The organism is Erythrobacter sp. SN021, assembly GCF_021864455.1.
In genome coordinates this window covers 448022-473422 of sequence record NZ_JAKKUW010000001.1, presented here as the reverse complement: position 1 = coordinate 473422, position 25401 = coordinate 448022, and the positions used below count along the sequence as shown (strand labels likewise).

25 protein-coding genes and 1 pseudogene are annotated in these 25401 nt (G+C 62.8%); 10 read left to right on the top strand and 16 right to left on the bottom strand.

What is annotated here, in order from left to right:
* The first annotated feature begins 14 nt into the window (after positions 1 to 14).
* Entirely contained in the window at positions 15 to 1850 is a 1836-nt protein-coding gene (lepA, locus tag L5849_RS02280) for a translation elongation factor 4 (RefSeq protein ID WP_236924195.1), read from the top strand.
* Between the two features lie 28 nt (positions 1851 to 1878).
* Here lepA and L5849_RS16090 read toward each other — a convergent pair whose 3' ends face one another.
* The 3 genes from L5849_RS16090 to L5849_RS02270 all read right to left on the bottom strand — a co-directional run bounded on the left by L5849_RS16090 (position 1879) and on the right by L5849_RS02270 (position 2890).
* The gene (locus L5849_RS16090; RefSeq protein ID WP_368735719.1) at positions 1879 to 2079 is read right to left on the bottom strand and encodes a DUF6289 family protein; all 201 of its coding nucleotides are present in this window, start codon (positions 2077 to 2079) and stop codon (positions 1879 to 1881) included.
* A gap of 260 nt (positions 2080 to 2339) precedes the next feature.
* Positions 2340 to 2639 (bottom strand): CcdB family protein, encoded by a 300-nt coding sequence (locus L5849_RS02275; protein WP_236924194.1) that lies wholly within the window; start codon positions 2637 to 2639, stop codon positions 2340 to 2342.
* Positions 2639 to 2890 carry a type II toxin-antitoxin system CcdA family antitoxin gene (locus L5849_RS02270; protein ID WP_236924193.1) on the bottom strand — a complete coding sequence of 84 codons (252 nt, stop codon included), beginning with the start codon at positions 2888 to 2890 and terminating at the stop codon, positions 2639 to 2641. The genes L5849_RS02275 and L5849_RS02270 overlap by 1 nt, the downstream gene beginning before the upstream one ends.
* A gap of 59 nt (positions 2891 to 2949) precedes the next feature.
* Between L5849_RS02270 and L5849_RS02265 the strand changes: the two are divergent.
* Positions 2950 to 3159 (top strand): annotated as a pseudogene (locus L5849_RS02265) (elongation factor 4); the annotation flags it as partial.
* On the opposite strand, the gene L5849_RS02260 reads toward L5849_RS02265, so the two are convergent.
* From L5849_RS02260 to L5849_RS16085, 6 genes are all read right to left on the bottom strand, one after another.
* Complete coding sequence (locus L5849_RS02260; RefSeq protein ID WP_236924192.1) at positions 3160 to 3948, bottom strand: endonuclease; 789 nt, start codon at positions 3946 to 3948, stop codon at positions 3160 to 3162.
* Positions 3941 to 5278: a DNA cytosine methyltransferase gene (locus tag L5849_RS02255; protein WP_236924610.1), complete on the bottom strand. Its 1338-nt coding sequence runs from the start codon at positions 5276 to 5278 to the stop codon at positions 3941 to 3943. The genes L5849_RS02260 and L5849_RS02255 overlap by 8 nt, the downstream gene beginning before the upstream one ends.
* Before the next feature lie 45 nt (positions 5279 to 5323).
* Complete coding sequence (locus L5849_RS02250; protein WP_236924191.1) at positions 5324 to 5755, bottom strand: very short patch repair endonuclease; 432 nt, start codon at positions 5753 to 5755, stop codon at positions 5324 to 5326.
* Positions 5756 to 6355: 600 nt separating this feature from the next.
* Entirely contained in the window at positions 6356 to 7333 is a 978-nt protein-coding gene (locus tag L5849_RS02245) for a hypothetical protein (RefSeq protein ID WP_236924190.1), read from the bottom strand.
* A gap of 241 nt (positions 7334 to 7574) precedes the next feature.
* Positions 7575 to 8852 carry a glutamate-5-semialdehyde dehydrogenase gene (locus L5849_RS02240; protein WP_370459091.1) on the bottom strand — a complete coding sequence of 426 codons (1278 nt, stop codon included), beginning with the start codon at positions 8850 to 8852 and terminating at the stop codon, positions 7575 to 7577.
* A gap of 31 nt (positions 8853 to 8883) precedes the next feature.
* On the bottom strand, positions 8884 to 9651 hold the full coding sequence (locus L5849_RS16085) for a pyrroline-5-carboxylate reductase family protein (RefSeq protein WP_368735718.1): 768 nt from the start codon (positions 9649 to 9651) through the stop codon (positions 8884 to 8886).
* 230 nt (positions 9652 to 9881) lie between these two features.
* On the opposite strand from L5849_RS16085, the gene proB reads away from it, so the two are divergent.
* Together proB and L5849_RS02225 are read left to right on the top strand one after the other, a co-directional pair.
* The gene (gene proB / locus L5849_RS02230) at positions 9882 to 11051 is read left to right on the top strand and encodes a glutamate 5-kinase (RefSeq protein ID WP_115416935.1); all 1170 of its coding nucleotides are present in this window, start codon (positions 9882 to 9884) and stop codon (positions 11049 to 11051) included.
* Between the two features lie 79 nt (positions 11052 to 11130).
* Complete coding sequence (locus L5849_RS02225; RefSeq protein WP_236924187.1) at positions 11131 to 11934, top strand: outer membrane protein assembly factor BamD; 804 nt, start codon at positions 11131 to 11133, stop codon at positions 11932 to 11934.
* Between the two features lie 9 nt (positions 11935 to 11943).
* On the opposite strand, the gene L5849_RS02220 is transcribed toward L5849_RS02225, so the two are convergent.
* Positions 11944 to 13014 carry a diguanylate cyclase gene (locus tag L5849_RS02220; RefSeq protein ID WP_236924186.1) on the bottom strand — a complete coding sequence of 357 codons (1071 nt, stop codon included), beginning with the start codon at positions 13012 to 13014 and terminating at the stop codon, positions 11944 to 11946.
* A 233-nt stretch (positions 13015 to 13247) separates the two neighbouring features.
* Between L5849_RS02220 and recN the strand changes: the two genes are divergently transcribed.
* The 4 genes from recN to L5849_RS02200 all read left to right on the top strand — a co-directional run bounded on the left by recN (position 13248) and on the right by L5849_RS02200 (position 18053).
* Positions 13248 to 14912 carry a DNA repair protein RecN gene (gene recN, locus L5849_RS02215; RefSeq protein ID WP_236924184.1) on the top strand — a complete coding sequence of 555 codons (1665 nt, stop codon included), beginning with the start codon at positions 13248 to 13250 and terminating at the stop codon, positions 14910 to 14912.
* A 101-nt stretch (positions 14913 to 15013) separates the two neighbouring features.
* The gene (locus L5849_RS02210) at positions 15014 to 15376 is read left to right on the top strand and encodes an endonuclease domain-containing protein (protein ID WP_236924183.1); all 363 of its coding nucleotides are present in this window, start codon (positions 15014 to 15016) and stop codon (positions 15374 to 15376) included.
* On the top strand, positions 15376 to 17538 hold the full coding sequence (gene ligA, locus L5849_RS02205; protein WP_236924182.1) for an NAD-dependent DNA ligase LigA: 2163 nt from the start codon (positions 15376 to 15378) through the stop codon (positions 17536 to 17538). Before L5849_RS02210 ends, ligA begins: the two co-directional genes overlap by 1 nt.
* A complete protein-coding gene (locus L5849_RS02200; protein WP_236924180.1) occupies positions 17535 to 18053 on the top strand; it encodes a CinA family protein in 519 nt (172 codons plus the stop codon). The genes ligA and L5849_RS02200 overlap by 4 nt, the downstream gene beginning before the upstream one ends.
* Here the strand turns inward: L5849_RS02200 and L5849_RS02195 are convergent.
* The gene (locus L5849_RS02195) at positions 18050 to 18721 is read right to left on the bottom strand and encodes an SDR family oxidoreductase (RefSeq protein WP_236924178.1); all 672 of its coding nucleotides are present in this window, start codon (positions 18719 to 18721) and stop codon (positions 18050 to 18052) included. The two genes, L5849_RS02200 and L5849_RS02195, sit on opposite strands and share 4 nt — an antisense overlap.
* 141 nt (positions 18722 to 18862) lie before the next feature.
* Here L5849_RS02195 and L5849_RS02190 point away from each other — a divergent pair, with 141 nt between their 5' ends.
* Together L5849_RS02190 and bla (L5849_RS02185) are read left to right on the top strand one after the other, a co-directional pair.
* Positions 18863 to 20335: an FAD-binding protein gene (locus tag L5849_RS02190; protein WP_236924176.1), complete on the top strand. Its 1473-nt coding sequence runs from the start codon at positions 18863 to 18865 to the stop codon at positions 20333 to 20335.
* 41 nt (positions 20336 to 20376) lie between these two features.
* Positions 20377 to 21522, top strand: a complete 1146-nt coding sequence (bla, locus tag L5849_RS02185; RefSeq protein ID WP_236924175.1) for a class A beta-lactamase — start codon at positions 20377 to 20379, stop codon at positions 21520 to 21522.
* Here bla (L5849_RS02185) and L5849_RS02180 read toward each other — a convergent pair.
* The 5 genes from L5849_RS02180 to L5849_RS02160 are packed head-to-tail and all read right to left on the bottom strand — an operon-like array spanning position 21462 to position 25242.
* Positions 21462 to 22034, bottom strand: coding sequence for a DUF2061 domain-containing protein (locus tag L5849_RS02180; RefSeq protein ID WP_236924174.1), 573 nt, complete (start codon positions 22032 to 22034; stop codon positions 21462 to 21464). The genes bla (L5849_RS02185) and L5849_RS02180 overlap by 61 nt on opposite strands.
* 9 nt (positions 22035 to 22043) lie before the next feature.
* On the bottom strand, positions 22044 to 22736 hold the full coding sequence (locus L5849_RS02175) for a DUF2459 domain-containing protein (protein ID WP_236924173.1): 693 nt from the start codon (positions 22734 to 22736) through the stop codon (positions 22044 to 22046).
* A complete protein-coding gene (locus tag L5849_RS02170; RefSeq protein WP_370459088.1) occupies positions 22733 to 23686 on the bottom strand; it encodes a 50S ribosomal protein L11 methyltransferase in 954 nt (317 codons plus the stop codon). The genes L5849_RS02175 and L5849_RS02170 overlap by 4 nt, the downstream gene beginning before the upstream one ends.
* Positions 23631 to 24542 (bottom strand): subclass B3 metallo-beta-lactamase, encoded by a 912-nt coding sequence (bla, locus tag L5849_RS02165; protein ID WP_236924171.1) that lies wholly within the window; start codon positions 24540 to 24542, stop codon positions 23631 to 23633. Before bla (L5849_RS02165) ends, L5849_RS02170 begins: the two co-directional genes overlap by 56 nt.
* Positions 24532 to 25242, bottom strand: coding sequence for an SDR family NAD(P)-dependent oxidoreductase (locus tag L5849_RS02160; protein WP_236924170.1), 711 nt, complete (start codon positions 25240 to 25242; stop codon positions 24532 to 24534). The genes bla (L5849_RS02165) and L5849_RS02160 overlap by 11 nt, the downstream gene beginning before the upstream one ends.
* Positions 25243 to 25401 lie beyond the last annotated feature (159 nt).

Below are 25401 nucleotides of genomic sequence, written 5' to 3'. Positions count from 1 at the left end.
AAAGGGCGCTCGCAATGACTGACCTTTCCAAGATCCGCAATTTTTCCATCATCGCGCATATCGACCATGGCAAGTCCACGCTGGCCGACCGGCTGATCCAGCATTGCGGCGGCCTGACCGAGCGCGAGATGTCCGAGCAAGTCCTTGATAACATGGACATCGAGAAGGAGCGCGGCATCACCATCAAGGCGCAGACCGTGCGCCTCGACTATACCGCGCGCGATGGCGAGACCTATGAGCTCAACCTCATGGACACGCCCGGCCATGTGGACTTCGCCTACGAGGTCTCCCGCTCCCTCGCCGCTTGCGAAGGCGCGCTGCTCGTCGTCGACGCAGCCCAGGGCGTCGAGGCGCAGACGCTCGCCAATGTCTACCAGTCGATCGAGCACGACCACGAGATCGTCCCCGTCATAAACAAGATCGACCTTCCCGCCGCCGAACCCGAGCGCGTGGCGGAGGAAATCGAGGAAATCGTCGGCATCGAGGCCACCGGGGCGTGGGAGGAAGGCGGCGCCGTCCTCACATCGGCCAAGTCCGGCATCGGCATCGAGGAAACGCTCGAGGCGCTGGTCAAGCGCATCCCGCCCCCCACGGGCGACCGCGACGCCCCGCTGAAAGCCATGCTCGTCGACTCATGGTACGACCCCTATCTCGGCGTCGTCATCCTGGTGCGCGTGATGGACGGGGTCATCACCAAGGGGCTGAACGTCAAGTTCATGCAGGGCGGCACCCAGCATTTGATCGACCGCGTCGGCTGCTTCACCCCCAAGCGCACCGATTTGCCCGAACTCGGCCCCGGCGAAATCGGCTTCATCACCGCGCAGATCAAGGAGGTCGAACAGGCCCGCGTCGGCGACACCATCACCACGGTGAAGGGCGGGGCGGAAAAGGCGCTCGCCGGGTACAAGGAAGTCCAGCCCGTGGTCTTCTGCGGCCTCTTCCCGGTCGACGCCGCCGATTTCGAGAAGCTGCGCGAAAGCATCGGCAAGCTGCGCCTCAACGACGCCAGCTTCAGCTACGAAATGGAAAGCAGCGCCGCGCTGGGCTTCGGCTTCCGCGCAGGCTTCCTCGGCCTGCTGCACCTGGAAATCATCCAGGAACGCCTCAGCCGCGAATACGACCTCGACCTCATCACCACGGCCCCTTCCGTGGTCTACCGCGTCCACCTCGCCCACACCAAGACCGAGGACGCCAAGGTCGTCGACATCCACAACCCCGCCGACTGGCCCGACGTCAACCGGATCGAGACGGTGGAGGAACCGTGGATCAAGGCGGTGATCTACACGCCCGACGAATACCTCGGCGCCATCCTCAAGCTGTGCCAGGACCGCCGCGGCATCCAGACCGACCTCACCTATGTCGGCGGCCGCGCGCAGGTGAGCTACGAGCTGCCGCTGAACGAGGTGGTGTTCGACTTCTACGATCGCCTCAAATCGATCAGCCGCGGCTATGCCAGCTTCGATTACGAGCAGATCGGCCTGCGCGAAGGCGACCTCGTGAAGATGAACATCCTCGTCAATAACGAGCCGGTCGACGCGCTCTCGCTGATCGTCCACCGCTCCGTGGCGGAAGAGCGCGGCCGCGGCATGTGCGAGCGGCTGAAAGATCTCATCCCGCGCCATCTGTTCAAGATCCCGATCCAGGCCGCGATCGGCGGCAAGATCATCGCCCGCGAAACCATCGCCGCCCTGCGCAAGGACGTGACGGCAAAGTGCTATGGCGGCGACATCACGCGTAAGAAAAAGCTGCTGGAGAAGCAGAAGAAGGGCAAGGCGCGGATGCGCGAGTATGGCAATGTGAGCATCCCGCAGGAGGCGTTTATTGCTGCGTTGCGGATGGGGGAGGAGTGATCACCCTCCCCCGCTCAAAAAATGTGGTTTAATCGCAATCGTAATTTACATAGGTGCTATGGATATCAACGGTTCCCCACATGGTGCTTGAACCGTCGCAGAACACAGTGAATTCGCCTACGACGTTCGTGAAGCCGGCGTCGCTGTAGAATACAGTCTGCTCTCTAACGCCGCTTCCGCCTGCGGCTCCCGCCGGTATCGAAGACGTAGCCAGTAGAGCCAAGGCCATTGCTGTAATTGCTCTCTTCATATCATCCTCCGACCAGTTATCGGTGCCGAATGATTTCACGCACCGAGAATGTAATTATACCTTTTTAGACCCAAACCCCAGAGCCTTTTCTTGATCAATGTGCGACATGCGGCATCGTGCGTATAGTGAGCTTGCTGGAGTCGCAGAATTGCGAGAAATTACGGGTGCGGGCGTGTGATGAGGGGCCTTCTCCGCAGGAGGCGTTTATTGCTGCGCTGCGGATGGGGGAGGAGTAGGGATCACACCCCGGTCAGCAGGAAATCCAGTGCGTTGATAATCGCCCGCTCTTCGCTCTCGAGAGAACCTGCTTTCTTCCCCAATTCACGCATTTTGACCGCCGATAGAAGCTGCGTCATCAACACAAACCGGCCACCCTCAAAATCAAATACGGGGTTCAGGTTGCGCGCGGGCTTGGGTGCTTTGGATTGCGGGAGCAGAGGGATGACGACCCTTGTGTTGAGATCATCTAGGATGTCCGCCTGACAGGCGACCACCAGAGTTCCGCCATCCTTCATGCGGAAGACATCGAACCGGGACACTAAAACAGGCGCTTCCCTGCAAGCGGAAGCTCGTTTGCTGCGACCCAATCATTTGCCGTTTCAATGGCTTCCCTGTTCTCCTCGATCCACTTGGCAGTTTCAGCCTTATGAATGGCGTCGCCAACGCCTTGTTCGGCCGCTGCCGACGTATTGATTCCCAGCTCCTTCGCCCTTTGCAGGTAATCCGGACGGATCGTCATGCTGGTGCGCTTGCGCGGAACCCGGCGCTCATCGATAAACTGATTGATCATACGACACATCTATATGCGTAAACAATATATATCAAGTATGCGTAAAAGGTGATCGAACGCAGGCCGCGATCGGCGGCAAGATCATCGCCCGCGAGACCATCGCGGAGCTGCGCAAGGACGTCACCGCCAAATGCTAGGGCGGCGACATCACGCGCAAGAAAAAGCTGTTGGAAAAGCAGAAGAAGGGCAAGGCAAGGATGCGCGAGTATGGCAATGTGAGCATTCCGCAGGAAGTGTTTATCGCTGCGTTGCGGATGGGGGAGGAGTAGTCAGTCTCGGTAGTCGCGAATGGCTTTATCATCCAATTCCGTAGCGGGAACGAGCCTATAGTGGCGTTCTTGCGCGACCCGTACGGAGTCTTCTTGGATCACCAGTTCAAACAAAGCAACGACACCATCGGTCATGAACTGTGCCGAAATTGCTCGACAGCGGATGCCTGGAAACTTCTCTTCGACAAAAGCGATGTCTTGGCTGGTTTGCACCACTCCTATCTGATCGCTGCCACCCTTAGCTTGCACTGGAATGATGTGGTGACATCCATGAGTGTCTAGCCCAATGTAGAGCTCATCAATCTCGATTTGGCCTACGCCGGAAACGGTCGTTCTCAGGTGATTCTGTAAGCTATAGGTCGTGAGTCCTAGAAAGGTATCGATCAGACGGTTGTACCTGACAATCGCCAAAAGTGCTTGCTCGTCGTCTAGCGCATAGGCGCGGATGGCTTCGGGTGTAGCGTCGGGAATGGAAATTTTGACCAAGTCTTCCCGCGGGACAATTCGGGTCTCTCGCACGAGTCGAAATCGATAGAGCGCGCGACCAGCCCCTTCGATTATCCATTCGCGATCTTCCGGTTGGGTATCTAAGACCGACTGAGGCAATGGCGTTCGGTATCGAACGCTATAGATTACGTCTCCGAGGTTCCTTGGTAATTTTATTTCGAGTTCTCGCGCTTTGGCGATCAATTCGTCGCGACTAAATTCGAAACTTGTTACTCCCTCCGCATAATGATCGAAGAAGATGCCGTCGATTAGCGTCTGGTAGCGATTGGTGATCTTAGCCACTAGCGGTCCTCTTAAGAATCGAAAGCTCAGCTTCGATATCCTCTTGCTTTCTTTTCTTCGCGCCACTTTTCTGTGTTCGCTTGGAGGGCGGCGGATCGATGCCAAATTTCTTCGCAGCTTCTCCAACTGTCATGCGAAGAAGATTGTCGTCTCCTAATTGGATAACATCTTTTTGAGTCTCCAGCGAATAGCCCCCTGCCATAATAACTTGGCTTGCAACCGCACGCGCTAAAGGGGGAGGGACCGAATTGCCGATCTGCCTAGCTCCGTGCCATTTGGTTTCGTTGAAGCGGAACCAATCCGGGTAGCCGTGTAGCCGAGCCATTTCTCTAACGGTGACGCATCGATTGTATTCGGGATGAATCGGGCGAGGACTCGTGAAGGCACCTCGCGCTCCGTCCGTGCCTGCTCGCAAAGTATTGCTTAGGCCATCGGGGTGTAGCTTATAGAGCCGAGATATTGGCTCGGTTTCGCCCCCAGCGGTCTCCGAAAAGCGACGACGAGAGATTTCGGTGTGCTCTGTGCGGGCGCTCGAAGTCAGTGAATCTCGATCCCATTCGCGGATAACACCGTGATGCCAGGCGGAGTTGGTTCTGCATCGCATTTCCATCGCGTAGGCCGAGCCATCGCTCCAGTCGCGATATTTTACTTCGTCAGTTTCTCGAAGCTCTTCAAAATCCTCTGCGTTTGGAATGTCACTAAGCGCATCTGAAACAGAAGGCCCCTTTTCGAGGCCCTGGTAGACTTTGCGTTTACCGTCAGCGGGATTTGTCCAAGGCGCTGGATACTCGGGTAGCGCTTCGCCCTTCTTGGCGCCGAAAAGGATTAGGCGTTCACGATGTTGTGGAACAGAAAAATTTGCAGCGTCGAGAACCTGCCATGGCTTCCGCACATGATAGCCAAGTTCGTCGGCATACTCGATGAATTCGTCGAGAAACTTGCGATGCTTCCCGACGGTCAAACCTTTGACGTTCTCGAACACAAAATAGGTAGCATCTAGTTCAGACACGATACGCAGAAAGTCGCGAACCAAGCGATTGCGTGGGTCGTCTAAAACCCTTTGCCCAATCATCGAAAAACCTTGGCAGGGTGCTCCACCGAAAACCACGTCCACCATCCGGTTGCCCAATCCTGCCGCGACGCGGATTTCGCTGCCTTTCAAGCCTTCGACAGAACGCGGAATCACCGCGCATTCTGGAAAGTTGAATTTGTGGGTCGCGCAGTGAACAGGATCGATCTCGACCGCAGCCTTAATGTCGAAGCCCGCCTGCTCGAAACCTAGGCTCATCCCGCCCGCACCGGCAAAAAGATCGACTCCTATGGGACGCATAATCAACTCCTCTGCTTGACTAACGCTGGAACGTTAGCAGAACATTCAGCGGATGTCGATCGCTTTCTTGGGTCCAAGGAAGGTTTGCAAACGCTCCGCAAGCACTTGGAAATCCTTGATTTCACATTGCCAAACTTCTTCGACTTGCCAGCCAAGCTGCTCCAATTCGGACTTTTTCTGAGCGTCACGCTCGCGGTTCCGCTCGATTTTTGGCAGCCAAAATTCCAGATTCGATTTTGGTGGCTTACCAATCTTACAACCGTGACCATGCCAGTAACACCCGTGCACAAAGATCGCTTTCTTGCGACCGATGAAAACGATGTCCGGTTTGCCCGGAAGCTCCTTTCGATGAAGCCTAAAGCGGTATCCCATGCTGTGAAGCAGAGAGCGGACAGCGAGCTCGGGCTTGGTATGCTTTGAGCCGATCCGCGACATCAACCTGCTGCGGCTCTCTTTCGTGCGGTTATCCACCATCATACGAAGATAGTGCGGTCACAACAAAATTCACGTCCTGGAGCGGAAGGCTTTGTCCCCCGCATCCGCGGGGGCGGGCTGAGCCAGAGGCAACTCGGCCCTTGGTGGTATCGTCTTCGGCATAGGCAATGGCATCCGCCAGCACGATTGCCCAAGCTTGACCCGCGCGCTAATGCCGGTCGTGCAGCGGGCCAATTCCCGCTGTGAGGCGTCGTAACCTCCCAACACGTACACCGGTCGAACGAATTTCGGCCGGGTGGCCGTCACGTATGTCCAAGGTCCGCCTAAAGGTGGCGGCGCTCCGACGTACGTGCGGGGTTACGAACACCCGGCTTTTCGGCCCGGCCCAGCCTCTCGAAACAAGGAGGCGGAGCCAATGGACCAACCCAGCGAGAAAGAAGAGCGGAGGGGGTCGACCCTCTGGGTGAACCTGGAGGCGTGCCTGATCGGCGCTGCCGCATTTGCGCCAGGGTTGGTCTGGCTATGGGCGTGGCTGTGCTAGGCTTGTTTGGCATTTGGCTTGCGGCGTTTTCATCTAGGGTGCCGCGCACCGGCTTCTAGCTTGTCGCTTGCTTCGCAAGCTCTGACGCTAGGCGCCGGCGCTCAATCCCACCCATCATCCTTGAGCGACCGCCAGCGCGGGTTCTCCGGCTTCTCTCCCTCCGCCTCTTCCTCGGGCGGCGGTAGCATTGCTCCGTTGAAGACCATCCCGGCGGCGTCGGCTTCCTCCTGCGTGTCGTAGAGGGGGAAGGGGGCGCCTGCGGCGGCGCCGGTTTGCGTATCGTCGGGCACCGGGATGCGCGCGCCGCGGCTGGTGAGGGCGGGGTTGTAGAGTTCGTGGCGGGGATCGTGCCAGGGGCTGTAATCCTCCTCGCGGTCGCGGGCCACCGCCGCGTCATAGGCCTCGCGCGCGGCGCGCACTTCGGGGCTTGCGAGCTTGTCAGATTTTTCGCGCATCGCGTCGATCTTGGCGTTGATCGAGGCGATGGTGATGCATTCCTGCTCGAGCTGGCGGGCGCCCCATTCCTTCTCCCACTCCTTGCGCCACTGGGCTTTCAGGCGGGCGAGCTCCATCTTGTCGACTGCGTTCATGGCCCTGGGCTTGCCTTCCGCAAAGCGTTTGGGCGCGCGGTTCCTCAGCATGAACATCAGCAGGCGGTCGTTGTAGGCGCGCCGCGTGCCGACCAGTTCGCCGCGGTGATAGACCGGCTCCTCCACGCCGTTCAGCGCGCGGTCCATGGCGACGTCCTCGATCCGCGCGATGCCCAGATCGAGCGCGGCCTCCCATGCCTTGCGGAAGCTGGCGGCCTCCGGGTGGTTGCGCAGCTTGTAGATATGGTGCTCGCCCACGCCCAAGCGGCGACAGGCGGCGCGCACCGATCCGGTTTCGGCGAGCAGTTCGATGAATTGGCGCTGGCGCTCGGCGCTCCACCCGCCGCGCCGCATGCGCTGTCGCGGGACGGGGGTGAAGCTGGGGAGGGCGGAAGGGGGTGAGGTGCGCGAGTCCGTGTCTTGCGCACCCGCCTCCGCAGGCGCGATATCCTCGCTCTCACGCCCTCCGGGCGGGTGGCCTTCGGCCATCTTCGCTGTCGCTTCGATTCCGCTGCGGGCGCGCGGTCGCGCTTGCCTCCCTGCGGTCGGATGCTTTCTCGTTTCTTCCATCCCCGAGCGTGGAGCAAAAAAGGCGCGAGTAGGAAAGTTTAGCGGTTAGCTTAGTCCTACGGCCCGTAGGGTCGCAAGGGCGACCGCCCGCCCCGCAGCGGGTGCAGCTTGCTGCACGTCTAGCGAGGACGCATCCACGGAGGTGGGTGCGAAACGCAAACTAATCCCGCGTCTGCCCATCGCCGTGGACGAGGTATTTGAAGCTGCACAGCTGTTCTAGGCCGACCGGGCCGCGCGCGTGCATCTTGCCCGTCGCGATGCCGATTTCCGCGCCCATGCCGAATTCGCCGCCATCGGCGAACTGGGTGCTGGCATTGTGCATCACGATGGCGCTGTCGATGCTCGTCATGAATGCGCGCGCGGCATCGTCGTCCTCGGTGAGGATGGCATCGGTGTGGTGGCTCGAATGCTCCTCCACCCAGGCAATGCCTTCCGCGAGCCCATCCACCACCTTCACGCTGGCAATGGGGTCGAGATATTCGGTGTGCCAGTCCTCTTCGCTCGCGGGCTTGAGCCGGTCGTCGATCGCGACCGCATCGGTATCGCCGCGCAATTCGCAATCGCCCGCCATGGCGTCGGCGAATTTGGGGATGAAGGCCTGGGCCACGGCGCGGTCGACCACCACGCTTTCGGTCGCCCCGCACACGCCGGTGCGGCGCAGCTTGGCATTGCGGATGACCTTCACCGCCTTGTCGATGTCGGCCGCTTCATGGACATAGCTGTGGCAATTGCCGTCGAGGTGGAGGAGCGTGGGCACGCTTGCCTGGTCGCGCACCAGTTCGACGAGGCCGCGCCCGCCGCGCGGGATCACGAGGTCGACGAATTCATCGGCCTTGAGCAAGGCGGCGACGGCATCGCGGTCGGTGGTCTGGACGGTCTGCACCGCATCTTCGGGCAGGCCGGCGGCCTTCAGCCCGGCGCGCATGCATTCGACAATCACGCGGGTCGAATGGCGGCTTTCGCTGCCGCCGCGCAGGATCACCGCATTGCCGCTTTTCAGGCACAGCGCGCTGGCATCGGCGCCGACATTGGGGCGCGATTCGTAGATCATGCCGATCACGCCGATGGGCACGGCAACGCGTTCGATGGTCAGGCCGTTGGGCCGTTCGAAACTCGCGAGCTGGCGGCCCACGGGGTCGGGCAGCTCGGCGATTTCCTCCAGCGCGCCTGCCATGCCCTCGATGCGGTCCTCGGTCAGGCGGAGGCGGTCGATAAAGCTCTCGGGCTTCTTTCCCTCGACACTCTTCACGTCCTGTCCATTGGCCTCGAGCAGTTCGCCGATGCGGCTGCGCAGCGCCCTGGCAGCTTCGCGCAGGGCGGTGTTTTTCGCCTGAGTCCCGGCGGACAGCAGCCCGCGCGCGGCCTTGCGGGCACGCTGGCCGAGATCGTGAATGTGAATTTGCGGGTCGAGTGTCTGGTCGGTCATGGTCTCTCTCATTCTGTTCGTTCGGGGCGGGAGCCGCTGGGCGTTAGCGCAGCTCGACCGCCCGGTCATAGGCTGCCTTCAACGTATCATGCAGGCGGGTGGACAGGCCACCATCGCCGTTGAGCGCATTCAGCCCGGCAGCGGTGGTGCCGCCCTTGCTGGTCACCGAATTGCGCAAATCCTCAAGGCTGGGCGCGCCCGGTTCGCTGGCCATGGCTATTGCGCCGCCGATCGTGCCGAGCACCATCGCGCGGGCCTCCTCCTCGTCGAATCCCTGCGCCATGGCGGCTTCGGTATAGGCACGGGCGATTTCGAAGACATATCCCGGACCCGATCCGGCCACTGCGGTCACCCGGTCGAGCTTGTCTTCGCTGTCGACGGTTACGGTGGTTCCGGCGCGCCCCATGAAGTCCTGGGCATGGGCGATATGTTTGTCCCCGGCATGGGGGCCGGCGCAGATGCCGCTGACGCCCCGGCCGATGGCGGCGGGCAGGTTGGGCATGGTGCGGATGACCGGCGCATCGCCCATCAGGCGCGACAGGCGGGCAGCCGAATAGCCCGCCGCGATCGACAGGACATAACCCCCCGGCGCGAGCATGTCGGCATAATCGGCAAGGATATCGTCGATCAGTTGCGGTTTCACCGCCGCGACGATCAGATCGAATTTGCGATCGGCGATTTCGGCGCGGTCGGCAACCAGCGCCACACCCTCGGGGACAACGCTCCCGGCAGGATCGACGACCGTGATCGCCTCGGCGCCTTGCATCCATTGCGACAATAATGCAGAGCCCATCTTTCCGCAGCCGACAATACAAATAGTTTTGATTATGACTAAAATCCGTTTCCGGGCGGTGAGGCCCCTGTTGTTTGTTGTGGTTTCTTAAATATAGAAGGCAATTAAATATATTTTTTGCGCTTCACTGTATCAATTACATACCAGTTCTCTCGTCCTGGATATTTTTCAAATTGCGGTTGTGCACTGCACAAGGGCTATCTACATTGCGTTCGGTAAATTTCAACCCAAGGTAACATTCGAATACCATGACAGATCGGCGAACTATCGTTGTCAAAATCGGTTCGGCGCTGCTCGCCAACCAGGAACTGCTCACACCGCGCTACGGTTTCCTCCAACGTCTGCTGGAAGACATCGCTCAATTACGCGCAGAGGGCACAAGCGTAATCCTTTGTTCTTCGGGCTCGGTCGCGCTCGGTTTGCGCATCATCGGGGAAACGCCCGAGAGCGCCGGGGTTTCCGACAAGCAAGCTGCCGCTGCCTGCGGCATGCCGCTTCTCCTCAATGCCTATAAGCAGGTGGGGCACGAGTTTGGCTTCGAGATCGCTCAGGTGTTGCTGACACTGGGCGATTTCGAGGACCATCGCCGCTTCCTCAATACGCGCAATACGGTCCACCGCCTGCTCGAATCTAATGTCGTCCCGATCGTCAACGAAAACGATACGATCACCACCGAGGAGATTCGCGTCGGCGACAACGACCGGCTTGCGGCGAAAGTCGCACAGATGGTCGGCGCGGACGATTTCGTCATCCTCACCGGCGTCGACGGTCTTTATGATCGCAATCCCGACGATCCCGAGGCCCGGTTCGTCCCCGAGGTCGAGGATGTCGGCATGTATATGGATGCCACCAAGGGCAAGAGTACGCTTGGGACTGGCGGGATGGAAACCAAGCTGCTGGCCGCCAATATGGCGCAGGAAGCCGGTGTTACCACCTGGATCGCGCAGGGCGAGGCCGATCGCCCGGTATCGAATGTGCTCAACGGCATGCGCCGCTCGACCAAGATCCTGCCGCACCCCAATCCGCTGTCGGGCTGGGATAGCTGGATCGCCAACCGCCTGCAGATGGCCGGCAGCATCGTGATTGCCGATGCCACCGCGTCCGCGCTTGGCGGTGACCGGCCCATCCGCCGGAGCGATGTCATCTCGATGACGGGCGATTTCACCCGCGGCGACGTGCTCCATATCTACGACAGCAAGGGTATCGAGCGTGCCCGCGGGTTGAGCGACTTCACGTCCGAAGAACTCCGCGTGCTGATCGGCAATCCCGACACGCAGGCCGAACAATTGCTCGGATACCGCACCAAGGGCGAGGTCATCCGCAGCGCGAACCTCGTAATGCTCGATAACCGCCATTTGCTGTGGGATGCGCCGGACGAGATCGCCAGCACCGAAGAGCCGCGTTCGGCGGCGGGGTGAGGGCGCGCCTGCGGGGCCGGGGACAGCGGCGCGAACTTCACTTGGCGTTCATCGGGACGCTGGCTATAGGCTGCTTCCCATGAAGACCCAGACCCGCTCATCCACCAAGCTCATCCTCGGCGCCGCGCTCGCGGGTGCGACGCTCCTCACCGCCGGATGCGCGGGCCGCGACAATGGTCCCCGCGATACCGCCTATGTCGCGCGCGACGTGGAATCGCTTTACGGAGAGGCCAAACGTAGGCTCGACATGGGCCAGGCCCAGCTCGCCGCCGCCCTGTTCGACGAGGTCGAACGCCAGCACCCTTATTCCCCTTGGGCTCGCCGTGCCCAGTTGATGGGGGCTTTCAGCTATTATGTGGCGCAGGATTACAACAAGGCGATCCAGGCATCGCAGCGCTTCCTGCAAATCCACCCGGGTAACAAGGACGCGCCCTACGCTTTCTATCTGATCGCGCTCAGCTATTACGAGCAGATCAGCGACGTACAGCGCGACCAGAAGATCACCGATCAGGCGCTGATCGCGCTGAACGAGATCAATCGCCGTTTTCCCAGCAGCGATTACGCGACCGACGCCCGGCTCAAGATCGACCTCGTCCGCGACCATTTGGCGGGCAAGGAAATGGAAATCGGCCGCCATTACGAACGCTCGGGCAAGTGGATCGCGGCGCAAATCCGCTTTCAGAACGTGATCGACAATTACGAGACCACGAGCCACGCGCCCGAAGCGCTCTATCGCCTGACCGAGACGAGCCTTGCCCTCGGTGTTCCCGAAGAGGCGGTGAAATACGCTGCCGTGTTGGGGGCGAACTACCCCGGCAATGAATGGTACGAGAAGGCATACGAGCTGGTGCAGGACCACGCCGCGGGCGTCGTTCCCGACTGAGCGCGAGTTTCAGGCGGTGCGTGCCCGCGGTTCGGGGGTTGTATCGTACTCCGTCAGATCGCCATCTTGCGAGGACATTGCCCGGTTGCGGCCTTCGTTTTTGGCCCGATAAAGGGCGCGATCCGCCTGTCCGTAGAGCACGGTCCAGTCCGCCAGTTCCGAGGCCGACCCTTCGGCCACCCCGATACTGGCGGTGACGGCCTCTCCATGCGGCATGTAGGCGCCGCGAATCTCGACCAGCAATTGCAGCGCAATGGCCGTATCCAGGGCCTCGACAGGGGCTAAAAGCGCAAATTCCTCACCGCCCAGCCGCGCTGCGCAAATCTCGCCGCGTGCATGGATGCGCAGCAATTGCGCGAAGGCGCGCAGTACGTCGTCGCCGACATCGTGACCGTGCCGATCGTTGATCTCCTTGAATCGGTCGATATCGATGACCATCAGGCGCAAGGTCCGCCGACCTTTGGCAAGCTCGAGGAAGCGTTCGATCAAGGCCCGGCGGTTGGCCAACCCGGTCAGGAAATCCATGCGCGCCTGTTTCGCCGACTGATGGCGTTCCTCGACCAGGCTCAAAAGCAGGCCCTGGTGGCGCTTCATCATCGTGATCTGGAACGCACCGGCGATAATCATCGAAATCGCGAGAACGAGATCCATTGTATCGCCAGTCGTGGTGAGTGCGATCGCGGCGGGCACCAGCGTAATGAGCAATACGGTAGGACCAAGACCGCGCGCGGCCATCAGGCAGTACCCGACGGTCAATGCGCCAAGCGACATGATCGCGGGATAATACACGCGTGTTTCCGCCGAGGCTGTCGCCCAGCTTCCCAGACACCAGATGCCGCCAAGCACCGAGGCCGTGAGGCTGAGCTTCCACACAAGGCTGATGACCCGCTGTGCTTCTTCACCACCCTTTTCGCGGTCGGGCGGGGTGCGCAGCGCCACCAGGCCCGTGACGCAAAGCACGAAGATCAGCGCGGGCAGACCATAGGCGATAAACGGGCCTGCCCCAGCGCTTGCTCCGTAAACGCACATCGGCAGGCTGACAATAAATCCGGCGAGCAGGAGACGCGCCTGGCCGTGCATATGTTCCGCGGTGAGCAGGGTGAAATCCTCACGCAGATGCGTGGGAATTCTAGGCCCGAGGAGGCCAGTGCAAGTGCGAAGCAGGTCCACCGGGGGCACTATCCGGGCAATATGCTAATTCGGCGTTTACGCACCTGCACAAATCGACGCGCAAATCGGTCCGTAGCCAAGCTTGTCGATTGCCGATGATGACATGCTGACTCGGCATTGCGCTTTGGCTAGGAAGCGGAAACATGCTGACCCGGCTATCCATTCGCAACATCGTGCTGATCGAGGCGCTCGACCTGGCTTTCGGGCGTGGGCTGGGCGTCCTGACCGGCGAAACCGGGGCGGGCAAGTCGATCCTGCTCGATGCGCTCGGTCTGGTGCTGGGCAACCGCGCCGATAGCGGGTTGGTGCGTGGCGGCGAGGACAAGGCCAGCGTAACCGCGACATTCGAATTCGCCCAATTGCCCGGCGGTCTGGCCGATCTGCTCGACGATGCCGATATCGAGATCGAGGACGGCGAACCGCTGATCGTGCGGCGGCAATTGAAGGCCGATGGCAAGAGCAAGGCTTTCGTCAACGACCAGTCGGTCAGCGTCGGCCTGCTGCGCGAAATGGCGGGCTATCTCGTCGAGCTGCATGGCCAGCACGACGATCGTGGGCTCGTCAATCCGCGCGGCCACCGTGCGCTGCTCGATCGGTTTGCGGGGGCCGATACCGCGCGGGTCGCAGCGGCCTGGACGACCTGGCGCAGGGCCGAGGATGCGCTGGCCGAAGCGCGCGAGGCGGTGGAGACCGCCAAGGCCGATCAGGACCTGCTGCTCGCGCATCTTTCCGAACTGACCGCGCTCGAACCCATGGCAGGCGAGGAAGCGCGCCTCGCCGAAACGCGGGCGGACATGCAGAAGGGCGAAAAGCTTTCGGGCGATCTCGAGGAGTTGCGGCATCTGTGGGAAGGTTCGGAATCGCCGCTCGCGGCTTTGCGGGTTGCGGCGCGGCGACTCGACCGGATTGCGCTCGAGCATCCTCTGCTCGCCGAGGCGCTAGCCAGCCTCGACCGGGCGGTGATCGAGGCGGGCGAAGCGGAAGACCGGCTTGCTTCGGCGGCCGAGGCGCTGGTCCATGATCCGGCCGCGCTGGAAGCGGCCGAAACGCGGCTGTTCGAACTGCGCGCGCTGGCTCGCAAGCACCGCTGCGAAGTCGACGAATTGCCGCGCAAGATGCGCGAAATGCGCACCGCGCTCGAAAGTATCGAGGGCGGGGAAGCGCAGCTCGACGCGCTCGAGGCGGCGGCGAAGGATGCGGGCGCGCGCTACCGCGCCGAGGCAGAGGCACTGCATGGCACGCGCGTGGCGGCGGCGCTGCGGCTCGACGAGGCGGTCGCGCGCGAACTTGCCCCGCTCAAGCTCGATGCCGCGCGATTCCGCACGGCGGTCACCGAATTGCCCGAGGATAAATGGGGCGCGCAGGGGATGGACGCTGTCGAATTCCTCATCGCGACCAATCCGGGTGCCGCTTTCGCGCCGCTTGCCAAGATTGCCTCGGGCGGCGAATTGTCGCGCTTCATCCTCGCGCTCAAGGTCGCACTGGCCGAACAGGGCGGGGCGGCGACTGTCATCTTCGACGAGATCGATCGCGGCGTCGGCGGCGCGGTGGCCAGCGCGATCGGCGAACGGCTCGCGCGGCTTTCCGCCGACGGGCAATTGCTCGCCGTCACCCACAGCCCCCAGGTCGCCGCACGCGGGCGCACGCATTACATGATCGCCAAGTCGAGCGACGGCACCGTCACCAAGACCAGCGTCGCGCTGCTCGACGAGGCCGGCCGCCAGGAGGAGATCGCGCGGATGCTGAGCGGCGCCGAGGTCACGCCCGAAGCGCGCGCGCAGGCCGACCGGCTGCTGGAGGGGGTGTGATGGGCGCTCCCAAAGCCCCCTCTTCTTCAGAGGAGGGGGTTAGGGGTGGTGGCGTCTCGCCAGAGACGCTGCGGCGAAGGGCCGCCCGGATGCGCCGAGACATGCCAGAGCCTGAGCGGCACCTGTGGAAGGAGTTGCGCGGTAGCCGCCTGTCCGGTTTCAAATTTAGGAGGCAAGTGGTTATCGGACGCCGGATCGTAGATTTCTTCTGCCCGGCAAAAGGGCTGGTGATCGAAGTGGACGGCGATACCCATGATCCCGTGACCGATGCTGACCGTGATGCGGCGATGCTTCGGGACCACGGGTTTGCAACCGTGCGATTCACCAATCATCAGGTGATGCGAAATTTCGATGGGGTGCTGGAGAGGTTGAAAAGCGTGCTCGACGAAACTGCGGATCGTTGGCCGAGCGGACCCAATCACCACCCCCAAACCCCCTCCTCTGAAGAAGAGGGGGCTTTTTGATGGCGCTCGACCTCACCGAGGCAGAAGCCGCCAACGAGCTGATGCGGCTCGCGAAGCAAATCGCGAAGCACGACCGGCTTTACCATGCCGAGGACGCGCCCGAGATTTCGGATCCGGAATACGATGCGCTGGTCCGCCGCAATGCGGAGCTGGAGGCGGCGTTTCCGCATCTGGTGCGCGAGGATTCGCCCAGCCGGAAGGTCGGACATACCGCGTCGGCCTCGCCGCTTTCCAAGGTCCGCCACGAGGTTCGCATGATGAGCCTCGACAATGCCTTCAACGCCGAGGAGGTCGAGGAATGGATCGCGCGCGTGCGGCGGTTCCTTTCGCTTGCCGAGGACGCGCCGGTTGCCTTCACCGCCGAGGACAAGATCGACGGCCTGTCCTGCAGCTTGCGCTACGAACAGGGCGCGCTGGTCCGTGCCGCCACGCGCGGCGACGGGCAGGTCGGCGAGGATGTGACGGCCAATGTCGCGCATATCGCCGACATTCCGCAGCAGCTTGCCGGGGACGCGCCCGAAGTGTTCGAGATCCGCGGCGAGGTCTATATGGCGCGCGCCGATTTCGAGGCGCTCAATGCCCGGTTGATGGACGAGGCGCGTGCAGCGGCGGAGGAGAAGGGCGAGGAATTCGATCCCGCCAAGGTCCGCCAGTTCGCCAATCCGCGCAATGCCGCTGCCGGGTCGCTGCGGCAGAAGGATGCCAGCGTCACCGCCCAGCGTCCGCTTAAGTTCTGGGCACATGGCTGGGGCGCGGCGTCCAACGTGCCAGGCGCGACACAAGCGGAGGTTGTGCGCCGGATCGAGCGCTGGGGCGTTCCCGTCTCGCCGCTGTTTGCCCTTTTCGACAGCGCATCCGACATCCTCGCGCATTACGAGACGATCGCTGCGCAGCGCGCGACGCTGCCCTATGAAATCGACGGGGTAGTCTACAAGGTCGACCGGCTCGATTACCAGCAGCGGCTGGGCTTCGTCGCCAAGGCACCGCGCTGGGCGCTGGCGCATAAATTCCCTGCCGAGCGCGCCGAAACGACGCTGGAGAGCATCGATATCCAGGTCGGGCGCACGGGCAAGCTGACCCCGGTGGGGCGTCTCGCGCCGGTGCTGGTGGGCGGGGTGACGGTGACCAATGTCACGCTGCACAATCGCGACGAGATCGCGCGATTGGGCGTGCGGCCGGGCGACCGCGTGGTCGTCCAGCGCGCGGGCGACGTTATTCCACAACTTGTGGATAACCTCACGCGCGACGAAACCCGAGAACCCTTCGTCTTCCCCGACCACTGCCCCGAATGCGGCAGCGAGGCCGTGGCGGAGGAAGGCGAGGTCGATGTCCGGTGCACAGGCGGTCTGATATGTCCCGCACAACGCACGGAAAGACTGAAACATTTTGTCTCTCGCGGCGCGCTCGATATCGATGGGTTGGGGGAGAAGACGATCGATCAGTTCTTCGCCCTCGGCTGGCTCGAAAGCCCCGCAGACATCTTCCGCCTCAAACAGCGCCGGGAGGAGATTCTCGCGCTCGACGGGTGGAAGGAACGGTCTGTGGACAACCTGTTGGCTTCTGTGGAAGCCCGGCGACAGCCCGATGCGGCGCGGCTGCTGTTCGGCCTTGGTATCCGCCATGTCGGCGCGGTGACGGCGCGCGATCTGATGAAGGCCGCTGCCGTGCTCGAAGAGGTCCGCCGCCGCGCTGAGGCGTTCGACGAGTACCGGCGGAAGAACCCGCGCGAGGAAGGCGAGAAACCTTCACCGTTCAAGATGCGGATGGACCAGCATGCGAAGGATATCTTCGGCGTGGCGGACCAGTTCGGCGCAACCGCGGCGGAATCGCTGGCCGACTTCTTCCACGAAGACCACAACCGGGCGGTGTGGGACGATATCCTGTCCGAAGTTTCACCCCCGCTCTACGAGGTCGAGACGAAGGAGAGCCCCGTCAGCGGCAAGACAGTGGTCTTCACCGGCAAGCTCGAGACGATGAGCCGCGACGAGGCCAAGGCGCAGGCGGAACGCCTCGGCGCCAAGGCCAGCGGATCGGTCAGCGCGAAGACCGACCTGCTCGTCGCCGGGCCGGGCGCGGGCAGCAAGCTGAAAAAGGCCGAGGAACTGGGGATCGAGGTGATCGACGAGGCAGGCTGGGCGAAAATCGTCGCCGAGGCCGGATGAGCTGGCTCGAACAGACGCACCCCATCGCCGCGCGCCTTGCGGGGCGTCTGCGCGCGCGGGGCGAGACAATTGCGGTGGCCGATGGGGCCAGCGGCGGGCTGATCGCGGCATCGCTGCTGACCGTGCCGGGCGCGCTCGATTTCTTTGTCGGGGGCGGGGTGGTCTATTCGTTCAGGGCGCGCGACGTGCTGTTTGCCCAGCCGCGCGACGCCTATCGCGGAATGCGCGGCGCGAGCGAGGAGTATGCGCTGCTCCAGGCGCGGGCCATCCGCGACAATTTCGGCGCGGCATGGGGCCTGGCGGAAAGCGGATCGGTGGGCGGTTCGACCCATCCGAGCGGTGCACCGGCGGGCCAAAGCTGCGCCGCGCTGGTCGGGCCGGATGGCGAATGGACGCGTCTCACGCGGACCGGCAGCGACGCGCGCATCCCCAATATGGAGGCGTTTGCGCGCGCCGCGCTGGACTTTGCGGAGGAAACGCTGGCCGGTGTCAGGCCCTCAACTGCCAGCTCCTAGTCGTTCGGCATGATGTGGATTTCGCGCACACTGGCAGTGTCCGGCTGCTCGAGCGCGAAGACCACTGCATTGGCGACATCTTCGGGCTGAATCTTCTCGGGCTTGGGTTCGTCGAAAAAGGGTGTGTCGACCATGCCCGGCGTGATGACCGTACAACGGCCGCCCCATTCGCGCATTTCCTCCGCCAGATTGCCGGCAAAGCCCTGCACGAACCATTTGGTCGCGCCATAGACCGATCCCTTGAGGTGATCGCGACCGGCTTTCGAGCCGGTGACGACGAAATGCCCCTTGGTCTTGCGCAGATGCGGCAGCGTGGCATGCGCGGTGGTCAGCACGGCGAGCACGTTGAGGTGGATCATGTCGTGCCACTCCTCCGGGTCGCCTTTCTCGATCCCCGGTTTCGACACGCCCATACCCGCATTGGCATAAACCGCATCGAGCCCGCCGAAACGGTTCACCGTCTGCCCGACCGCCTTGTCGAGCTCCTCGCGATCGGTGATGTCGCACGGCAGGGCCAGCGCGGTGTCGCCGATCTCTTCGGCCAGGCGTTCGAGTGCGTCTTGCGAGCGGGCGAGCAAGGCGACATTCCATCCGGCATTGGCGGCCGCGCGAGCCGTGGCCGCGCCAATACCGGTGGACGCGCCGGTTATGAGTAGCGTCTTGGTCATAAGGTCTCCGGAAGACTTACTTTCCATCACAGTGTTCTGGCGGGCTTATCGTTCCGGCCCCCTTGCCATGTCGTTCCTGTCCTCGCCAATGCCCGCCGAGCGGGTTATGGCGGGAAGACAATGGCTTGGCAGGGGGGTGCCATGATTGGGAGCAATCTCAGCAGGAGTGAGCGACGCGCCGATGCGCGCGCGGCAGGAACCGAAGGTAAGCGCTGGATCCGTTCGTGGATAAACGTCTTCCGCTGCGAAACGGAAGCGCGTGTACCGGCGGACGAAGCCCGTCTCGGTGAACTGATCGGTGAAGGTGAATATACCTGCATCGGCAAATCGCATTCCTATAACGGCGTGCAGGTGGTGCCCGGCGTGACCGCGATGATGATGCGCGAAGGCGGGCTCAAAACCTTGGCCTACGATGCCGCGACCGAGACCGTGCGTGTCGGTGCTTCGGTATCCGTGCGCGATCTGAAGCTGTTTCTGCGCGACGAGCATGGCCGCGGTTTGCACAATTCGGGCAATTACATGGAGCAGTCGGTCATCGGCGCCCTGGCGACCGGCACGCATGGCTTCGGCCCGCGTGCGGTGATGGCCGACAGTATCGTCGAGCTGACGTTCCTGAACGGTACGGGGCAGCGGGTGACGCTGAAACGCGGCGATCCCGATTTCGCCTATGTCGCCCTGTCCTTCGGCACGATCGCGCCGATCGTCGAGCTGGTGCTGGAGACCAAGCCGCTCGAACCCTATGTATCGGTCAGCTCGATGAGCCGCCTGTCGAAACTGGACGAGCTGAAGCAAGGCTCGATCGCGGCGAACTGGGCTGTGTTGCCCTATACCGATCCCGACGATCCGGTGATCATGCTCCACGCGCTGGCCGAATGCGACAAGGGGCAGGAGCCTTCCGCACACCCGGAGGCCAAGGGCGGCAGCGGCTGGTTCGCCAAGTGGTTCCTCAAGCGCTATTACAAGTTCGACCGGTTCCTGCCGAAACTGCGCCGACCCATGCAGCGGTTCATCGACTGGCTCGATCTCAAGCAGAGCGAGCGTGTGGTTACCGATCCGGGCGATCTCGATTATCTCTACGATCCCAAACCGGGGCTGAAGGAAAACCGCGCGCCGAGCATTACGCGCGGGCTCTTTTCGACCACGTACACAGGGTACAATCTGGCGTTCTTCGTCCCGCTGGAGAAGGCGCCCGCCGTGGTGAAATTCATCATTCACGAGGCCGATGCGCTGCGCGATCTGGGCTTCTATCTCAAGGGTATCATCTCGGTGCGCGAACTGCCCGGCGAGGCAGGCCCGCACTTCGCCGCCAATGCGCGCCGGCCGATGGCGGCGATCGACCTGTTTGCCGACCCGCGCGATTATGCCTGGCTCGAGCGGCTCCAGCTTCTCGTCATGCAGTACGAACCGGATACGCGCCCGCATTTCGGCAAGAGCGCGCTGGGGCCGCATTTCCGCGATAGTCTCGGCCAGGCGCATCTCGATCGGCTGATGGACATCCATCGTACCCATTACCCACAGGGCAGGCTGATGTTTTCGGAGCGTGTGCGCGCCATGCTCGATGTCGGCCGTCCGCTACCGGGCGAAGCGGCGGCGGATTCGGGGCTGGTCGGCTGAAATTTCGGCGGAACATGCACGGATTCGTGCGTTGAGACAGTGTGTCCGTCCCGCTCCGTTTCCTGCTGATAGCCATTCCGGTCATGCTGCTGGCCGTGCTGGTCGTGTGGCTGGCTCAGGCACAGACGAGTGCGGAAGATCCCGTCGTCGAGCAGGTCCAGGCCGAAATCGAACCGATCGCGCTTTCACCGGACCAGCAAGAGCTTGACCGCGAAATCAGCCGAATCGGCGGCACCTTCGCAGGCCATGTGGGGATCGCCGTGCACGATATCGAGGCGCGCCGAACGCTGCATTTCAACGGGCTGGAGCGCTTCCCTCAACAAAGCGTCAGCAAGCTGTGGGTGGCGATGACCGCCCTGGACGAAGTCGATGCGGGCCGTCTCGATCTGGCCGAAATGGTCGACATCCGCAGCCGGGACCTTACGGTGTTCTATCAGCCGATCCGCAAGATCGTGCGGCGGAAGGGAAGCTTTTCTTCGGATTACGCCGATCTGATCGCGCGTGCGATCATCGAAAGCGACAATACCGCGAATGACCGTGTTTTAAGGCGCGTCGGCGGGCCGGAGGCGGTGCAGGATTTTCTCGACGGTCATGGTCTGGCGAGCATCCGTTTCGGCACCGACGAGCGGACCAAGCAGAGCGCGATTGCCGGGCTGGAATGGCGCCAGTCCTATTCGCAGGGGCCGGCCTTTTTCGATGCGCGCGACCAGGTGCCCGATGCGCGTCGGCGCGAGGCCTTCGAAACCTATCTCGCCGATCCGCCGGACGGCGCGCCGCCGGTGGCGATCGTCGAGGCGCTGGCGCGCCTCTATCGCGGCGATTTGCTGTCCGAAGAGTCGACTCGCTTGCTGCTGGACACGCTGGAGCAGACCAAAAGCGGACCGAGGCGACTGAAAGCGGGCGCGCCCGAGGGCTGGACCGTGCGCCACAAGACCGGCACCGGGCAATTCTTCGACGGGGAGCAATCGGGTTACAACGATGTCGGTATCGTCACCTCTCCCGAAGGACGCAGCTTCGCGATCGCCGTCATGATCGCTCGAACCCGCGAGCCGACGCCTGCGCGGATGGAAATGATGCAGGACGTCGTGCGGGCCGTGGTGCGCTACCACGCGGCGCAATACGGGCCTCAGCTTTCCAGGGAATTGCCTATCGCGGCCGGCGGCACTGCGCCGGGCGCAATTCCGTAATCGACATGGGACCAGATCCTCTCGTGGAAGAAATAGAGGATCAGCTTGGTCACCACTTCCAACCCGCCGATCGATGCAGCCGTGGCGATGTTACCGGTGAAGAGCCATGCGAGCAGCATGGTGTCGAGCGAGGCAAGAACGCGCCAGGTTGCCGTCTTGCTTGTGCTGCGCGAATAGCTCTCGCGCCGCTTGTCGCCAGTGAGAAAGGTGCCCCAGCGGTTCCACTCCCAGAACCGTTCGTGGAGATAATAAAGCACCATTTTGGTGACTACTTCCGCTGTCGCAATCAGCCCCGCAGTGCCGAGGGCTTCCTTCTTGCTGTGTTCGAGGCCGAAGACGGGGCCGAGATAGGCGATGAGCAGGTAGGACAGCAGTAGCGTGTCGAGCGAGCCGACCACACGCCAGGAAATCGCCTTGGCGAGCGAGCGGCGCCGCGTGACCGGCGGGTGGGCCGATGCCGGGTGGACGCGGTTCTCGGGCTTGGGCCGCGAAAGCCCGTCAGCATCGTACATGGCGGGCCTCTATTCAGAGTTCCGAGGATTTGTCGAGCGCCGCTTCGGGACCCAGCGCATGACGCCTCCGGCCAGCGGTGTCCACAGCCCGGTACGGATACCGGCCGCGGCGAGCGTGTCGCTGGTCCACTGGTTGCAGGTGTTGCCGAGGTGATAGGTGCCGGGGGCATCGTAGAACACGTCGTTGCCGAAATAGCCGGGATGGATGACGCGGCCTTCGCGCTGTGGCACGACCCGTTCGATCGCCGTCACCAGTCGGGCGTATTCGTCGGGCGCGATCCGCAGCACGCGCAGCGTCGGACTTGGGGCAGGGCGGACATAGTGCGCGACATGCAGCAGACCGTCGCCATTGGCGAGCGCGCCGACCGCCGTCGACAGCGTGATATCCCCCCAGGTCGGTGTGTTGAGAAATACTTCGCGTTCCCCCCAGCTCACCGAGACATGGGTGTAGGGGCGATAGGGCATCGACAGATCGCGTGCCGGGAACTCCGCACGCCAATCTTTGACCGGACTGACCAGCGGCATGACGATGGCCGTGTGGACGCCATTGGTTTCGACCATGATGTCGATGCCGACGGCGGGCTCGGTCCAGCCTGCATTGCGCGGAATGGCGCTGCCGATCCATGCGGCGAGAAGGAACAGGGTCAGCAGCGTCGCGGGAAGGGCCAGTGCCCAGGCAGCCCACTTCGCCGCGCGTCTCACCGTATGCGGCTCTTGCGCAGCCACAGGATCGACCAGTCGCCATTGACCAGCTTGCGCGACAGACGGAAGCCGAGCGCGCGGTAGGCGCGGCGCACGCGGCTCTCCTGCGTTTCGAGCAGGCCGGCAAGCAGCAGGTTGCCGCCCGGTGCGATCGATCCAGCGAAGGACGGCGCAAGCTCCACCAGCGGCCCGGCAAGGATATTGGCGATGAACAGATCGTATGGTCCGCGCAGCGCGAGAAGCGGGTTGTCCATACCGTCGGCAATCACCATCGTCAGTTCGCCCGGTCCGTCGCCTTCGGCAATGGCATTGGTCGCCATATTGTCGCGCACCACGTCCGCGCAGACGGGATCGATATCCGATGCGGTGGCCGTGGCGTTCGGCCAGAGGTGCATGGCGGCGAAGGCCAGCAATCCGGTGCCCGTGCCGATATCGACGTGGTTGCGCGCGACCACGCCTTCGCGCTTCATCAGGTCGAGCATGGCGAGGCAGCCCGCCGTGGTCTCGTGCTGTCCGGTGCCGAAGGCCTGGCTGGCGGGTATGACGAAATCGACCATCGCCGGATCGGCTTCATGCTCTGGCGTGCGGACGTAAAACCGGCCCGCGCGGATCGGATCGACGCCCTTTTGGCTTTCGGTCACCCAGTCGGTATCGGGCAGTTTTTCGACCGAAAGAGCGGGAGGCGTGCCTTCGAACAGCGCGGCCACGCGCTTGAGATCGGCCGGTTTGGGCTTGCGGTCGAGATAGACTTCGAAAGTCCATTCGTCGGGCAGATGGTCGGCGACCTCCATGCCGGTGACCACCCATTCGCAAGGCCAGTCGAGCGCATCCTCATGCGCGACGAGCGCCGCCCTGGCGACCGGCTTCGATACTTCGGCACGGATCTTCCACGCGTCACTCACCGCCACGCTCCTTGGCGAGCCGCTTGTCGAGCCGCGCCTCGATCGCATCGGCATATTGGCTGCAGCTCATGCCGCCGACCAGCGATCCCCCTGCCGCTCGCTCGACCATCTTGCTCGCCGATGGATGCGGCGTGATCAGCAGGTCGCAGTCGACCTCGCGCAAGGTTTGCAGCCCGGCGCGATAGGCGGCGACATAATCGGGATGATCGGCGAAGCGGTAATCGTCGCTGCTGACCGGCGACGCCGAGTCGGCATAGACGATATCGAGGCAGTCCCCCGCTGCATCGCAGGATTGCCATGTCCAGCTCAGCGCGCCGGGCGAATGTCCGGGGGTGGCGAGCGCGGTGAGGGTGGCGGTTTCGGTGCGGACCGTGTCGCCATCGCCGACCACCACGTCGACCCCGACCGGTTCCATGGCATCGTGCATGCCGAATTGCGGGTCCTGCGGGCCGGATTCGCCCGTTCTCAGGACCTCGACCGCTCTGCGCGAGGCGACGACATGCGCGCCGCTGGCTTGCTTGATCAGCGCGTGTCCGCCGGTGTGATCGAAATGTTCGTGGCTATGCAACAAGCTGGCAATCTCATTGGGGCGGAAGCCGAGCTTGCCGATATTGTCGAGAACCACCCTGGCGCCTGCCTTGGTCCCGCTATCGATCAGCACATGGCCCTGCTCGCCCGCGATAAGGATCGCCGAAATGCCGCAGGTGCCGACGTAATAGGTCGATCCATGGATGCGATAGGGTGGGGCGGGCTTGTCCCATTCGTCCCATTTCGTGCAACCGGACGCCCATTGCTGCGGCGAGACGCGTTCGGGCTCGGGCAGCGGATCGGGCCGCTGGATCGGCGGGGCGCAGGCTGAAGCGAGAGTCGCAAGTGCGCAAGCAAGAAGCGATTTAGCGGACATAGCTGGCTCCATTGGCATCGAGCGTCGCGCCGGTCATGCTCGGCGGTGCATCGAGCGCGCAGAAGGTGATGATCCTGGCGATTTCCTCCGGATCGGCGACGCGGCCCAGCGGGATATCGGCCAGCAGGCCGGAACCGCCGCGGCTTTCGAGATAGTCGCCCGCCATCGACGTGTCGGTAAAGCCCGGGGTGATCGCGAAGCTCAATATGCCCTCGCTGGCATATTGGCGCGCGATGGTCTTGTGCATTGCCAGCATCCCGCCCTTGCTCGCCGCATAGTGCCAGTGCGCGGGCGAATCGCCGCGATGGCCCGCCCGGCTGGCAACATGGACGATGCGCCCCGGCACGCCGCGTTCCTGCCAGTGCTTCACGGCGAAACGGCTGAGCTGCGCGGCGGCGGTCAGGTTGATCCGCATCGTATCTTCCCAGGCATCGAGCCATTCGATGTCCGATCGCTCGATCGGATTGGGATCGAACAGGCCGGCATTGTTGACCAGCACATCGATCGCGCCGCCGAGACGGGCACGGGCGGCCTCCCACAGTTCATAGGGGGCGCCCGGTTCGCAGAAATCCGCCGGAACCGTGTCGACCGAACTGCTCTGTGTCGCCTGGCCGATGACCTCGGCGCCGCGCGCTTCGAGCGCTGTCTTGGCTGCCGCGCCGATCCCGCGGGAACTGCCTGTAAGGAGGATATTCGTCATTGCCGTCGGTTACCGTCTCAACCCCTCTACGTCACCCCCGCGCAGGCGGGGGTCCATTACAACCGTTGCCAGTGGCAGGAAGGGCATCTGGATTCCCGCCTTCGCGGGAATGACGGGAAGGTTGGAAAGAGGAGGCTCTACGCCTTGCACCATGCGCCA

Excerpts from the sequence above, each read along its gene's own strand:
- L5849_RS02190 (WP_236924176.1), top strand. The coding sequence starts at position 18,863 with ATGATTGGGAGCAATCTCAGCAGGAGTGAGCGACGCGCCGATGCGCGC.
- lepA (WP_236924195.1), top strand. The coding sequence starts at position 15 with ATGACTGACCTTTCCAAGATCCGCAATTTTTCCATCATCGCGCATATC.
- L5849_RS02200 (WP_236924180.1), top strand. The coding sequence starts at position 17,535 with ATGAGCTGGCTCGAACAGACGCACCCCATCGCCGCGCGCCTTGCGGGG.
- L5849_RS02240 (WP_370459091.1), bottom strand. The coding sequence starts at position 8,852 with ATGAGAGAGACCATGACCGACCAGACACTCGACCCGCAAATTCACATT.
- L5849_RS02170 (WP_370459088.1), bottom strand. The coding sequence starts at position 23,686 with ATGCGATCGAGGCGCGGCTCGACAAGCGGCTCGCCAAGGAGCGTGGCG.
- L5849_RS02245 (WP_236924190.1), bottom strand. The coding sequence starts at position 7,333 with ATGGCCGAAGGCCACCCGCCCGGAGGGCGTGAGAGCGAGGATATCGCG.
- L5849_RS02160 (WP_236924170.1), bottom strand. The coding sequence starts at position 25,242 with ATGACGAATATCCTCCTTACAGGCAGTTCCCGCGGGATCGGCGCGGCA.
- L5849_RS02220 (WP_236924186.1), bottom strand. The coding sequence starts at position 13,014 with ATGCACGGCCAGGCGCGTCTCCTGCTCGCCGGATTTATTGTCAGCCTG.
- L5849_RS02250 (WP_236924191.1), bottom strand. The coding sequence starts at position 5,755 with ATGATGGTGGATAACCGCACGAAAGAGAGCCGCAGCAGGTTGATGTCG.
- L5849_RS16090 (WP_368735719.1), bottom strand. The coding sequence starts at position 2,079 with ATGGCCTTGGCTCTACTGGCTACGTCTTCGATACCGGCGGGAGCCGCA.
- L5849_RS02225 (WP_236924187.1), top strand. The coding sequence starts at position 11,131 with ATGAAGACCCAGACCCGCTCATCCACCAAGCTCATCCTCGGCGCCGCG.
- L5849_RS02195 (WP_236924178.1), bottom strand. The coding sequence starts at position 18,721 with ATGACCAAGACGCTACTCATAACCGGCGCGTCCACCGGTATTGGCGCG.
- recN (WP_236924184.1), top strand. The coding sequence starts at position 13,248 with ATGCTGACCCGGCTATCCATTCGCAACATCGTGCTGATCGAGGCGCTC.
- L5849_RS02210 (WP_236924183.1), top strand. The coding sequence starts at position 15,014 with ATGCCAGAGCCTGAGCGGCACCTGTGGAAGGAGTTGCGCGGTAGCCGC.
- L5849_RS02270 (WP_236924193.1), bottom strand. The coding sequence starts at position 2,890 with ATGATCAATCAGTTTATCGATGAGCGCCGGGTTCCGCGCAAGCGCACC.
- L5849_RS02255 (WP_236924610.1), bottom strand. The coding sequence starts at position 5,278 with ATGCGTCCCATAGGAGTCGATCTTTTTGCCGGTGCGGGCGGGATGAGC.
- ligA (WP_236924182.1), top strand. The coding sequence starts at position 15,376 with ATGGCGCTCGACCTCACCGAGGCAGAAGCCGCCAACGAGCTGATGCGG.
- bla (WP_236924171.1), bottom strand. The coding sequence starts at position 24,542 with ATGTCCGCTAAATCGCTTCTTGCTTGCGCACTTGCGACTCTCGCTTCA.
- L5849_RS02180 (WP_236924174.1), bottom strand. The coding sequence starts at position 22,034 with ATGTACGATGCTGACGGGCTTTCGCGGCCCAAGCCCGAGAACCGCGTC.
- proB (WP_115416935.1), top strand. The coding sequence starts at position 9,882 with ATGACAGATCGGCGAACTATCGTTGTCAAAATCGGTTCGGCGCTGCTC.